This window comes from Paraburkholderia phenazinium (assembly GCF_900142845.1).
Classification (GTDB): Bacteria; Pseudomonadota; Gammaproteobacteria; order Burkholderiales; family Burkholderiaceae; genus Paraburkholderia; species Paraburkholderia phenazinium_A.
Map to the genome: position 1 here is coordinate 3,369,766 of NZ_FSRU01000001.1, position 13,240 is coordinate 3,383,005.

12 protein-coding genes are annotated in these 13,240 nt (G+C 57.3%); 2 read left to right on the plus strand and 10 right to left on the minus strand.

The features are described 5' to 3' along the window. Nucleotides 1-5: 5 nt before the first annotated feature. Nucleotides 6-1,193, minus strand: coding sequence for a porin (locus tag BUS12_RS14825; protein ID WP_074267579.1), 1,188 nt, complete (start codon nucleotides 1,191-1,193; stop codon nucleotides 6-8). 920 nt (nucleotides 1,194-2,113) lie between these two features. On the opposite strand from BUS12_RS14825, the gene BUS12_RS14830 reads away from it, so the two are divergent. Beyond that, nucleotides 2,114-3,379, plus strand: coding sequence for an amidohydrolase family protein (locus BUS12_RS14830; protein WP_083611636.1), 1,266 nt, complete (start codon nucleotides 2,114-2,116; stop codon nucleotides 3,377-3,379). A gap of 52 nt (nucleotides 3,380-3,431) precedes the next feature. Continuing rightward, nucleotides 3,432-4,121, plus strand: a complete 690-nt coding sequence (locus BUS12_RS14835; protein ID WP_074267578.1) for an SDR family NAD(P)-dependent oxidoreductase — start codon at nucleotides 3,432-3,434, stop codon at nucleotides 4,119-4,121. A gap of 416 nt (nucleotides 4,122-4,537) precedes the next feature. Here BUS12_RS14835 and BUS12_RS14840 read toward each other — a convergent pair whose 3' ends face one another. The 9 genes from BUS12_RS14840 to BUS12_RS14875 form a co-directional block, all read right to left on the minus strand. After that, a complete protein-coding gene (locus BUS12_RS14840) occupies nucleotides 4,538-5,227 on the minus strand; it encodes an SDR family NAD(P)-dependent oxidoreductase (protein ID WP_074296353.1) in 690 nt (229 codons plus the stop codon). A gap of 66 nt (nucleotides 5,228-5,293) precedes the next feature. Continuing rightward, entirely contained in the window at nucleotides 5,294-6,013 is a 720-nt protein-coding gene (locus BUS12_RS14845; RefSeq protein ID WP_074267576.1) for an SDR family oxidoreductase, read from the minus strand. 212 nt (nucleotides 6,014-6,225) lie between these two features. Then, nucleotides 6,226-7,077, minus strand: coding sequence for a fumarylacetoacetate hydrolase family protein (locus BUS12_RS14850; RefSeq protein ID WP_074296354.1), 852 nt, complete (start codon nucleotides 7,075-7,077; stop codon nucleotides 6,226-6,228). Nucleotides 7,078-7,232: 155 nt separating this feature from the next. After that, a complete protein-coding gene (locus BUS12_RS14855; protein ID WP_074267574.1) occupies nucleotides 7,233-7,982 on the minus strand; it encodes an alpha/beta fold hydrolase in 750 nt (249 codons plus the stop codon). Between the two features lie 67 nt (nucleotides 7,983-8,049). Next, nucleotides 8,050-8,475: a DUF1636 family protein gene (locus BUS12_RS14860; RefSeq protein WP_167379439.1), complete on the minus strand. Its 426-nt coding sequence runs from the start codon at nucleotides 8,473-8,475 to the stop codon at nucleotides 8,050-8,052. 270 nt (nucleotides 8,476-8,745) lie between these two features. After that, complete coding sequence (locus BUS12_RS38185; RefSeq protein WP_074267572.1) at nucleotides 8,746-9,018, minus strand: DUF4148 domain-containing protein; 273 nt, start codon at nucleotides 9,016-9,018, stop codon at nucleotides 8,746-8,748. A 229-nt stretch (nucleotides 9,019-9,247) separates the two neighbouring features. Further along, a complete protein-coding gene (locus tag BUS12_RS14865; protein WP_074267571.1) occupies nucleotides 9,248-10,546 on the minus strand; it encodes a c-type cytochrome in 1,299 nt (432 codons plus the stop codon). Nucleotides 10,547-10,558: 12 nt separating this feature from the next. After that, a complete protein-coding gene (locus BUS12_RS14870) occupies nucleotides 10,559-12,784 on the minus strand; it encodes a xanthine dehydrogenase family protein molybdopterin-binding subunit (protein WP_074296355.1) in 2,226 nt (741 codons plus the stop codon). Further along, the gene (locus BUS12_RS14875; protein ID WP_074267569.1) at nucleotides 12,781-13,236 is read right to left on the minus strand and encodes a (2Fe-2S)-binding protein; all 456 of its coding nucleotides are present in this window, start codon (nucleotides 13,234-13,236) and stop codon (nucleotides 12,781-12,783) included. The genes BUS12_RS14870 and BUS12_RS14875 overlap by 4 nt, the downstream gene beginning before the upstream one ends. Between the last annotated feature and the right edge of the window lie 4 nt (nucleotides 13,237-13,240).

A 13,240-nucleotide genomic window follows, 5' to 3' on the forward strand; every position in this document is an offset into this window, starting at 1 on the left:
CATCATCAGAACTTATGGCGTAGTCCGACGCTAACCACTTCCTGTGTGTTGGTGCCACCGTAGCCATACGAGCCCACGGACGCCTGCGCAGCCACCACGGCGGTGCCGCTTGCGCTAAGTGTTTCTCCGCTGGCGTGTTGCCATGCGCCTATCAAATATAGGTCAGTGCGAGTGGACAAGTTGTAGTCAGCGCCAATGTTGACTTGATGGTAGGTCGCGCCCGTGTCGCCGCTCGACTTCGTATAGCTGTAAGCCACACCCAACAGGATTGCCTTGGTGGCTTGATAGTTGAGGAAGCCCTGCCCTGTGTTGAATTTCTCAGTCGACGAGAATGCCGATTGTCCATCCGACTTGTACTGTGCGTTGCTATAAGCCGCACCGAACGTGAACGGCCCCGCCACATACTGCGCCGCGACCCGGGCAATGTTGATGGACTTCGCGCTCTGCAAGCCCAGATTGATCAGCGAGCCGTCGAAGGTGCCGTCAGATGACCCGCCCCAGCCGGAGCCACTTGTTGTCGAGGGTCGCACGAGGCCACCCACAGACGGATTGTTTGCCACAAAGTAACCCGCCGCCACTGAGATCGGGCCGTTGTTATACGCCGCAGCGGCCGACCAGGTCTGGCCCGAGCCCGTCTGTCCCGCGACGCCACCGAACGCATACATGCCCTCGACCTGCAGTCCAGAGTACACCGGCGACAGGTATTTGATCGCGTTGTTGGTACGGGAACTGTTATCGTAGTTGTCGACGTCACCTGCGGTTGCAAACCCGCTGCCGAAATAGTTATCCTCAGTAATGCCCTGCACAAGGTCAACGAGTGGGTCATATTGGCGGCCCAACGTGAACGTGCCAAATTGGCCTGAGGTCAAACCCACAAATGCCTGGCGACCAAATTCCCGGCCACCCTGCGCAAGTTGCCCCGTGCTCGGGTTAAACCCGTTTTCCAACTGGAAGATCGCCTTCAGACCACCGCCCAGGTCTTCCTGACCCTTCAAACCCCAGCGGCTGCCGGAGAGATCCCCGTTACTCGCGTTGCCGACGGACCACTGATTTTGGCCGGCTGCGTTCGCGTTATGAATGAAGGTAATCGACGTATCGATGGTGCCGTATAGCGTGACGCTGCTTTGTGCATGTGCTGCGCCTGCAGCAGTCAACAGTGTCAGCGAGAGTGTCGAAAGCGCTGTTCGTTTCATCTGTTTCTCCGGGTGGATGAATGATCTGGTTATCGCGTGATGGACGATAACGTGACGCCCCCTTCCGGAGTACCGAAAAAAATTGCCCGTCGCAAAAAGTTAACAGAAGCATGAGCCGAAGTGGACAATGATGTGCTCGACCAGAGCCAACGGACAATCAAAATTTTATGTGAGCGGAATTGGCCTGACACGGCTTTGCCGAGCAGCACACTTTCATCTACTTTTTCTGCGAACGCTGTGGTCTAACGAAACTGACTCACACCTCGACCCGCTTATAGCAGGAACGTCTGAGGCGGTCTGTATACGCGCAAAAACAAGTAACAGGACACCCATTTCAGTCGAACTGTCTTATTTTGTGTGGCGCACCCGTATCCAAAACCATGCTGGTTTCTCCAGAGAATAGCGTGTGCGTTACGCCCCCTTAACGTTGTCGACCGACCTAACCGTCGGTAAAGTCGGTGGCGCACTTGTTAGTTATACCCACCATTTGTCCCGATCCACGAGCGGCGAAACGTATCGTACAGTCCAACATATGCCATTTCGTCATAACAGGGATGCCGCTCTGGCCATTCTAATTTGACGAAATAAACGGTAAACCAAGTGCGATCCGCTTTCCGACATCAATCATAAGCCGGCTAGAGAGCTATCTCGCTCCGCGTCCGTTGCCTGCTCGGTTGTGCCGCCAGGCGCGTGCCCGGCAATCCGGTTCAGTGGCCGGATTTCTCCAGGCCTCCTTGGTGTTTTCACGCGCTCCTGTGATTCCACTGGCACTCTCTTATCAGATAGTCTATTTTTTCCGGACCCACGCGTGAACTCCAGGTGTACGACCAATACCTGGCTCTTCTAAGGCGTGCTAGCCTGTAAAAACTAAAGGCCGTCCAGCGACTGCGACTGGATAGCCACTTTATGGAGAGAGGCAAATGATGAATCCGCAGCTTTTTACCAATGTGAAGATTTTCGACGGCACGGGTGCACCAACGTTCGTGGGCGAAGCGCTTGTCGATGGCAATCTGATCCGCGCCGTGGCTCGCGGCAATGGCGGGATTCCGCGTGAATCCTACTACGACGTCATCGACGGCAAAGGCATGACGCTGATGCCAGGCCTCGTCGAAGCGCACGCTCACGTCACCTACAGCAACATGGCACAGTTCAGTGAACTTGGCCTGATTCCGATTGAAGAACACACCATCCTCGCGCTGCAGAACGTCAAGCTGATGCTGGACTCGGGCTTCACCAGTCTGTACTCGGCGGCTTCGGCGAAGTTCCGGCTCGAAGCGGTGCTTCGCGACGCCATCGACGCGGGAAAATTCCCCGGGCCGCGCATGCGGGCCGCTTCGCCTGAACTCACCGCAACAGGAGGTCTTGGGGACGAACGTCAATACCACACGAACCACCAGGGCTTCGAACTGATTGCAGACGGCCCCGATGAAATCCGGCGAACGGTCAGGACACTGATTCGCGAGGGTGTCGACACCATCAAGATGAACATCTCGGGTGACATGTTTGCTGGACGTCAGGGGTTCGCCCGCCGGCTTTCCTATACGGAGGCAGAGGTCGCCGCCGCCGCGGAAGAGGCCCATATGCGCGGCGCCTGGCTATCGTGTCATGCCCGTGCGGATGCGGCCGTGAAGCTTGCCCTGAAGTATGACTTCCGCGTTATCTATCACTGCGATTTCATCGAGGGTGAAACGTACGACCTGCTCGAGGCGAAGCGCGACAGCGTGTTTCTCGCGCCGGCCATTGGCGTAATTTACGCAACCGCGTACGAGGCAGAGCCGTGGGGCATCACCCGGGAGTTTGTCGAAAAGAGCGAGCTCTTCACCATGATCGAGCAATGCCCGAAGGTGTACGGCGAACTCAGGAAACGCGGCCTGCGGGTTCTCCCGGGCGGCGACTACGGGTTCGCATGGAATCCGATCGGCACCAACGCACGCGACCTTGAGCACTTCGTCAACATTCTTGGCTTCACGCCGGCCGATGCCCTGATGGCCGCCACGAAATGGGGTGGCGAAATCATGGATATCCCGAACCTCGGTCTCGTCAGCGATGGCTACCTCGCCGACCTGCTGCTCGTCGATGGCGATCCGGTCGAGAACATCAAGCTTCTCCAGGACCGCGACAACATCAAGGTCGTGATGAAGGACGGGGTCTACTACAAGCGGCTCATCCCGACACCCGGCATGTAGGGACCGAATTGTTACTGTGTATCTGAAGCCTATTTAAAGCAGGAGAATTTAAATGACAGTTAAAAAAAGTGTTCTCGTCGTAGGTGCCTCGCGTGGGCTCGGTCTTGCTCTTGCGGAGGAATACTGCGGCCGGGGCTGGCATGTAATTGCGACGTCGCGGAGCAAGTCCGCCGGACTTGCAAGCCTGCTTGAGCGCTATCCGGAATCGCTTGAGCTTGAGACCGTGGATATCGTGGACCTGGCCTCGGTGAGAACCCTGCGCACTCGACTCGAGGGGCGCAAGCTCAATACGCTCTTCGTCAACGCCGGCATCGCCAAGGCGAATGTATTGACGACGGTCCAGGTGGAAGAGAAAGACTTTCTCGACATGATGTTGACGAACGCGCTTAGCCCAATGCGAGTCATCGAGGTATTTCGGGACATTGTCGCGGAGAATGGCGTGATGGCAGCGATGTCGTCCGAGATCGGCAGCATTACCAACAGCTTCGGGTTCTGGGAGCTATACAGTTCGAGCAAGGCAGCGCTGAATATGCTGATGAAGGCGTTCTCGACACGCCATCCGGACGATTCGCGCGCACTTCTCCTGGTCGCTCCAGGCTGGGTCCGCACTGAAATGGGCGGACCGGAGGCAACCTTCGAGATTTCGGAGAGCATCCCGCTCGTGGTCGACGTGGTCGAGCGCAACGCAGGCGTGCCGGGACTTCGCTATACCGACCGTTTTGGTGAAATCCTGCCGTGGTGAGAACGACAGAAGGCGCGGAAATCTTCCGCGGTCGATAGCCCGTCTGAATTCCCGAGGCGATCAAATGGACGTGGACATAAAAAGAAAAAAGACCGAAGGCAAATCCACGCCCTGTTCGCCTACGCGGGCTGCGTCGACCGCGGAGTTGAGCGCCAGGACGCTTGTCTGGAAGGCTGTCCCTTCGTTTCGGTGGCGTAGGACGGCTAACCACCGGGTGGACGCCGAATGCGGCAGTTGAGCAATGTCGCGGCAGCGGCCATTGCCCTGCCCGATGTCATCGACAAAGAGTGCCGTCGCGATAGGCTACCAACCCCACGGCTGATAGCCCACCGGTTTTGCGTAGACGACGCGCTCATCGATCGACGTGTGGCGTTCACACCAATCGACCGCGAAAATTGTCGCGCCGTGCGTCTTTCTCACCACGGCAGGATTTCGCCAAAACGGTCGGTATAGCGAAGTCCCGACACGCCTGCGTTGCGCTCGACCACGTCGACCACGAGCGGGATGCTCTCCGAAATCTCGAAGGTTGCCTCCGGTCCGCCCATTTCAGTGCGGACCCAGCCTGGAGCGACCAGGAGAAGTGCGCGCGAATCGTCCGGATGGCGTGTCGAGAACGCCTTCATCAGCATATTCAGCGCTGCCTTGCTCGAACTGTATAGCTCCCAGAACCCGATACTATTTGTAATGCTGGCGATCTCGGACGACATCGCTGCCATCACGCCATTCTCCGCGACAATGTCACGAAATACCTCGATGACACGCATTGGACTGAGCGTGTTCGTCAACATCATGTCGAAGAAGTCCTTCTCATCCACCTCGACCGAGGTCAATTCATTCGCCTTGGCGATGCCAGCGTTGACGAAGAGCGTATTGAGCTTGCGCCCCTCGAGTCGAGTGCGCAGGGTTCTCACCGAGGCCAGGTCCACGATATCCACGGTCTCAAGCTCAAGCGATTCCGGATAGCGCTCAAGCAGGCTTGCAAGTCCGGCGGACTTGCCCCGCGACGTCGCAATTACATGCCAGCCCCGGCCGCAGTATTCCTCCGCAAGAGCAAGACCGAGCCCACGCGAGGCACCTACGACGAGAACATTTTTCCTAACTGTCATTCCAATTTTCCTGCTTTAGTCTGGTGCGAGTTTTTTCGCCGGTTGTCTGGACATGCGGCTCGGATATCAGGCCACCGATGCCCCGCCATCGGCGACTACAACTTGGCCCGTCGTAAAGCTACCTCGCATCAGATAGAGGTAAGCTTCGGCCACCTCATGTGCTTCAGCGGCATGCTTGACGAGAAGGTTTTCTTCAGCGCGTTGAAATGTCGCCTTACGGACAGCCTCAGGGAAGCTATCCCAAAGGCTGGTCTTGACCGTTCCAGGGCAAACCACATTGACCCGCAGCGGCGCAAGTTCCACCGAAAGCGCACGCGCAAGCGCTTCAATCGCGCCGCAGACGCTCGACACCACGGACGAGCCCTTACGGGGGCGGCGCGCTGCCATCCCGGAGGAAAGGACGATCGAGCCCCCCTCACGAATCTGGCCCGCACCGTACTTCGTGGCCAGGAAAACACCCCAGTAGCGGACTCCGAAAAATGCCTGCGCATCCTTGAAGCTCAAGTCCTTCTGATCAGCCATTAGCAAAGGATTGCCGGCCGTATACACCAGATGGTCGTACGCTCCTATCTTCTCGAAGAACGACTTGATGCTAGCCTCATCCTGCAGGTTGAGCACATGACCTTCCGCACTCGGCGGCAGTTGCTGCTGCGCCTTCGCTACCCTCTCCTGGCTGCTAGACGCAATGACGACAAGTGCACCTTCGTCTGCCGCAGCCTTCGCCGTAGCGAAACCCATTCCCGACGATCCGCCGAGAATGACAATCCGTTTACCTTTAAGCGACATAACTTCCTCCAATACGATGCAAAAACCCCAGTTTCATTTCTGAATCATTGCCGTCAGTGTGGGCCAGACGTCCAGCAAATACAGTACCAAAGAGCGTTCTGCACGTCCTAAGCCCGCATTCGAATCTGCGGAGTCAGCGGCTCAAAGGTTCCAACCTGACGACGATGATCCTCCGGAATCCCAAGCGATCTTACTGCACACTCGATGATGTCTTACCCACGCCCATAACGCTTGACCGACTGGCACTGTTCGCCGAGACCCGCGATGCCAAGGCGCATGGTGTATCCACCGTCGAGGTAACGCGGCGGCGTGAAGCCAAGGCCGACGCCTTGTGGCGTTCCCGTTATGATCACGTCACCCGGAAGCAGAGTCATAAATTTGCTGACATAGCTGACACACTGCGCGACAGAGAAAATCATGTCTGCTGTATTGCTATGCTGCACTCGCCCACCGTTCACTTCACACCACAGATCCAGCGCCTGCTCGTTGCCCACTTCGTCCCGAGTTACCAGCCAGGGGCCGATAGGGCAAAACGTGTCATGACTCTTGCCTTTGGTCCACTGACCGCCTCGCTCGAGCTGATGCTCACGCTCCGATACGTCATTCACAATGACGTATCCAAAGACATGATCGAGCGCCACGGCCTCTGAAACATTTCTCGCACGACGCCCTATCACAACGCCGAGTTCCACCTCCCAATCCGATTTCGTCGAGTTTTCCGGAAGAACGACGTCGTCGAACGGACCTGTGATGGCCGTATTCGCCTTAAGGAAGATGATTGGCTCCTTTGGAATCTCGGCGCCCGCTTCTTTCGCGTGCTCGCGATAGTTCAGTCCGATTCCGACCACCTTGCCGATATTTCCGATGGGACAACCAAGCCGGGAACCAGCGGGCGCTGCTGGTAAGGCGTCGATTTCCCTTGAATCGAGGCCCTGTAGCGAGTCCGCCCCGATCAGTTGCGGATCAATGTCTGATACGTGTGCGGACAGATCGCGGACGACCCCGTCCGACCCGACGATACCTGGCTTCTCGGCACCTGTATGACCAAAGCGTACTAGCTTCATATCTTCCTACTGGAAGGAGTGATCCAATGTCCTGCCTGTTGGCGCGAAGACCCAGGCACGATCAGAGATTTCAGAGAAATTGACATCTCCGACTGCGGTGTCGGGCTCCTGCACGTCTTCACCTCAGCACGACACCGCAGCATGGCTTGCGCGTTTTATTTCGTCAGGAACTGGAGCAGCAATTCGTTCACGGCTGCTGCCTTTTCGATGGGCGTCCAGTGACCGCATTGCGCCAGTTCGACATACTTCGAGCCCGGAATCTTGTCGGCAATGCCCTTCGCAGTCGCAGGCGGCGACGTTGCATCCTGATCGCCCGTCACAACCAGCGCCGGAATCCGCAGCTTCTCGATTGCCGCCGGTTCGAGGCCGACAATCATCTCGCAGGTTTGCGCGTACATTTCGGGATCCTGTCGCATCACAAGCTCCCGCACGAAAGCCGCCAGCTCCGGATGATCCCGCTTGGTCTCAGGCGACGTGCCGCCCTTCACGGTCGCGTCGGCAATGCCTGCCAGACCAACCTTCCTGGCCTGCTCCGCACGATCGCGGATCGCCGTTTTCGCTGCCTCCGGCGCTGCCTGGATCGGCCCGATCAACGCAATGCTGCGCACCATCTGCGGATGCTCGAGAGCCAGACGCTGCACGATGACGGTGCCCAGCGAATGCCCGACCAGATGGACACTTTCAAAACCCGCACCGTCGATCAGCTCCACGACATCGGCGACCAGCGCATCGATGGAAATCGGTGCCTTGTCGCTGCGGCCGCAGCCACGGATATCCGGGACCACAACCCGAAAGCTGGGCGAGAGTGCCGCAACCTGCGCTCCGAAAACGTTACCCGTGCCGCCGAGTCCGTGCACGAACACGACCGGCGTACCTGTTCCTACGTCATCGTATTTGAGTTTCATATGTCATTCCTGAATGTAGTGGGTTGATGAAATGAAGGTGATGTGGTGCGTCGATCGCACCGCTCTTTTATGCTGCGCTTCGTTTCCGTTTCGGTGAAATCGCAGTTACGTGTTGCTGCAGCATCGCCGGAAGCGTCATGACGCTCACGTCATCCGATGCCGCCTGCCGGTACCCAAGTGCTGCATCGATCAGATCCAGCGCATTGACGTCCTTCAGGCCGGACAGCCGTACCCGTGGCTTCGCCGGCGCATCAAGCGCAACAGCGCACGGCGTCCGGCAACTGCCGAGGCAGTGGACCAGCATCACGGTCATACCCTGGCTGGTCAGCCTTTCCTTTATTTCGTTATAGAGAGCCAGTCCCTGCTCACCGCTGTGCGGCCTGTCCCTCGGGCAGGTACGGCAGATTGCGACGGTACTCGATTGGTCGCACCCGTTCATATCCGGGTTGACGGCATCGAGTGGTACTAGGCTCTCGTGCACGGTAAGCGCCACGCTGTCTCCTGACTTCATCTATTTCGAGGAAAGAACTACCCCTCTTTTTCTGAACCTTGTTCGGACAACCAGAAACTGCAAATTCTGTGGATGAATTCTAGGTGTGTGTTCAATCGCACGCTTATCGGATCGTCTAGTCGCGTATCCGCGCCGAGGTTGACTTGACGTTGATTTCACCAGTGTTGAAGGTCGCGGTGCCGCCCGGGCACTTCGGTCCGACGATTGCCCCGACGGCATTGCGTGACGCTGGCCGGGTGCGGAACGAATTGTTTAGGGCCGACTATAGAGCGCAGCATTCAACGCTTTCAGCTGCCCATCGTTCTGGGCCTGAATCAATTGTTCACGCACTTCCTGACGGGTTAGCCCCCTATTCGGACTACCGTAAGCGGTTGCCCCGGCCTCTGTACCGCCTTGATCCAAGCTGGCCGGTGACTGGGTGGGCGTGTTCTGATTCTGAGCGGAACCGGACACCGAATCCGCATGAGCGGCAGCTCCGACTATCAGAAGAGAGGCAAGGCCAAGAGCCGAAAGAATAGTTTTCACACCAATACTCCTGCGCGGAAAAGGCTAAAAATTAAGTGGAATGGATCAGATAGCTTTCGCAAGCGAATCCTGTGAATCTATTCTAGGTCTGGGTACGACTTCGGGCTTATCGCAGTGTCCTGACAATTATCAAAGAGTCCATGTTTACGAGAGCCAGGGTGAGCGCTCTGGGTGCACAGCAATACAACTGGATACCGACCGTTCCGAAATTGATCCTGGGACACGAGCCTTACTCTTGCTCTGCAGCAGATTTCGTTCGGTTGCGCATTAATGCGACGCTCCTTTCGCCTACGGCATCCGCGTGGTTACCCCAACTGCCACGGATGTAAGTCAACACCTCCGCAATGTCATGATCGCTCATGACTGCGCCAAAGGACGGCATCGGGTACGCCGCCGGGACACCCTGGATCACCACCCTGCCCGTCCCGTTCAGTGAGACGTTGATCAATGACGACGCATCGGTTTCGAGCAGATTCGGGTTGCGCTGAAGAGGCGCAATCAGTGGCGCCACTCCCTTCCCGTCGGCGCCATGGCATTGCAGACAATAGATCGCATACAAGCCCTTCCCGCTTTGTACCGGTGTTCTATCAGAAGTGGGGGATGCGAACGCAGATTGTGAAATGTATACGGCCCTCCCTTCCGCCGAATCACGAGCTGGGGGCAATGACTTCAGGTAATGCGCCATCGCAGCCACATCGGCATCAGTCATACCCTGCGTACTTTGATTGATGACTTCAACCATTGAGCCAAAGCTGGTGGCGTGCCGGTTTGATCCTCTCTTAAGAAATTCCGAAACTTCCTCCTCGGTCCATTGTCCTAGTCCCGTATTCGAGTCTCCGGTCAGATCGGATGCGTACCAGTTGTCGATTAACGCACCGCCGAGAAATCCCGCCCGCGAGCCGTCAAGTGCAAGCTCCTGATGAGCCACACCGCGCGCGGTGTGGCATGCTCCGCAATGCCCCAGACCTTGGACTAGATAAGCTCCGCGATTCCACCGCGCATCCCGACCCGACACAGGCTCATAGACCTTTGAGTCCAGAAAGATTGCGTTCCAGATCTTTATCGGCCAGCGAATGGCGAGCAGCGGACTGATGTCCGGTTGCCGATTGTTCTTCTGTGCCGGACGCACCCCATGCATGAAATATACATATAGTGCATGCACATCCGCGTCGTTCACCTTCGCAAAGGATGTGTACGGCATCGCCGGATAGAGGTTGTGGCCATCCTTCGCCACACCTTCACGGAGTGCTCGGGAGAAGTCTTGTTCGGTATACTTGCCGATACCGGTCACCGGATCTGGCGTGATGTTCGTGGAGAAAATCCTGCCCATCGGCAAAGCCATCGGTAAGCCACCTGCCAGCGGAGCACCGCCGGGCGCGGTATGACAGGCTGCGCAGTTTCCGACCCGGGAAAGATATTCTCCTCGTTCGACCAGTTGATAATTGGGATCCTGACTTTGAGCGCTTGCAGTGAATGCGAGGAGTGAAAGTATTGACGCGCAAACGCCACGGAACGTAGAAACATTCATTACCGATTGTCCTCAAGCGAAGTTGCCGTCGGCCAGCTGGTTTCCTACTGACAAGTGACGCAGGCGCTTGCCGGTCGCTGAAAAGATGGCGTTTATAAGGGCTGGCGCCAGAACCGCACACCCTGCTTCACCTATTCCGCCCGGCGATTCGTTGCTCTGCACTACGTGAACTTCGATGCGAGGTGTTTCATGGATACGCAAGATGCGATAGTCATTGAAGTTGCCTTGCACGACTCGACCTCGATCGATTGTGATGCCTCCATATAGCGCTGCAGTGATGGCGAAAATCACGCCTCCCCGAATCTGCGCGTCGACTGTATCCGGATTGATTACATGCCCGCAATCTACAGCGATCACTACCCGCCGCACGTGGACTTCGCTATTCCGAACGTCTGCTTCGACGACCGCAGACAGAAAGCTGCCAAACGCATGCATCACTGCCACCCCACGTCCGGCGCCCGCATCAAGGGGTTGGTCCCATCCCGCCTCACGAGCGACGACATCGAGAACATGAAGCGCACGCGGTGTAGGCGACAGCAGCGCCCGACGATAAGCGACGGGATCGGTCTTTGCCCGCGCTGCCAGTTCGTCGATAAAACTTTCAACGACAAAGGTTCCTCGTACCGGTCCTACGCCACGCCAGAAGCCGGTGACGATTCCACGCGGCTCCTGTCTGACATACTCGATCCTTTGATTGGGTATCGCATAAGGCAGATCGGAAGCGACGGCAACGGCGTCCCGGTCAAGACCGCCTTTGAAGTACGTCGGCTGAAAACGCGCAAGTACAGATGAGCCGGCCACAGTGTGCCGCCAGCCTACGGGCCAACCGTGTTCGTCGAGACTAGCCGCGATCTTGTCGTGGTACATGGGCCGAAGCGTACATTGACGAATGTCTTCCTCCCGCATCCACGTAAGCTTGAGCGGTGCATTCACATGCTTCCCGATCTGCAAAGCCTGGATGACAATGTCCACTTCGCTGCGCCGGCCAAAGCCCCCACCAAGGAGCCGGTTATGGAGGACGATTCGCTCCCGCGGCAAGCCCGTATAATTCACGCCGGCGTCCACTGCCCAAACCGGCACTTGCGTTCCGGTCCATATGTCACAGCCGTCCGGCCTGACATGAACTGTGCAGTTTAGTGGCTCCATGGGAGCATGTGCGAGGAACGGCTGACCGTACTCGGCCTCATAATGCAGGGTGTGTTTGGCGAACGCTTCCTCCACATCACCGACCTGCCGCGACACGACCCCGCTTCTCAATGCCGCCGTTTGCAGATCCCGCTGCAGTATCTGTGTATCGAGCGACGCGTTCGGGCCGTCATCCCATTCGATCACCAAGGCTTCGAGACCTCGCTTTGCTGCCCAGGTATGATCGCCGACGACCGCGACAGTGCGTTCGAGCGTAACGACCTGGCGTACACCCGGGATTTTTCGGGCAAACCGGTCATCAACCGCTTTGACCTTACCTCCGGCCACCGGACTTGTAATAGAAACCGCGTAAAGCATCCCCGGAACCCGGACGTCGATACCAAATACCGCGCTTCCATTAACTTTCTCTGGGGAGTCAAGGCGTTTCACTGGCCTGCCAATAAGGCGGAACCGCCGCGGATCCTTCAGCGTAACGGTCTTGGCGAGGTCTTTCGGGATCGGCAAACTCATAGCCATCTCAACCAGTTGCCGGTACTCCAGCGTGCGGCCGGTCGGTCCATGAATGACCCGCGCATTCTCAGCATGACAGCTCTCAGGGGGCACCTTCCACTGACTGGCCGCTGCCTGAATTAACAAAACTCGTGCGGCGGCCCCCGCGCGTCGCAGGGGTTCCCACGCATAGCGTATTGAATTCGATCCCCCCGTAATCTGCGCACCTAGCAGCGGATCGGTATAAAGCTCGGAAACCGGAGGCGAGGTCTCGATTTCGACACTGTCGAGAGATACTTCGAGTTCCTCAGCAATCAGCATCGGAATTGATGTATAAACACCTTGCCCCATTTCCACCTTAGGCATGACCAGCCTGATACGTCCATCCCGTGCAATACGGACAAACACATTCGGGACGAAATCGCTCTGCGTATCAGTGAGATCGGAAGAATCAACTAGCGGATTGCCCGCTCTCAATACTGGAGCCGCAATTACCGGCAAACTAACGCCAAACAGGAGCATTCCGCCTACGGTTAAACCAACACCGCCGCCAATCCTCAGAAACGCACGCCGGCTGTACTCGACCCCGTTCTCGTCGATCACGCCGCCTCCGCTGCCAGGTGAATGGCTGCTCGAATCCGCTCGTATGTCCCACAACGACAGATGTTTCCTGCCATTGCAACATCAATGTCCGCGTCCGTCGGTTTCGGGGTGCGGCCAAGCAGTGCGGCCGCTGACATGACCTGTCCCGACTGGCAATAACCGCATTGCACTACATCAATGTCAAGCCATGCCTGTTGCACCCGCTTCCCGACAGGCGAGTTGGCCACGGCTTCGATGGTGGTGACCTTGCGGTTTGCCAGAGTGGCCACCGGGGTCACACAAGCGCGGCCAACGTCGCCGTCCAGATAAACCGTACACGCGCCGCACTGGGCAATGCCACAACCGAACTTGGTTCCGGTGAGACCAATCACGTCTCTCAGCACCCAAAGCAGCGGCATATCACCTGGAACATCCAGCTCGTAGCCCGTACCATTGACATGCAGGAACACCATTGCT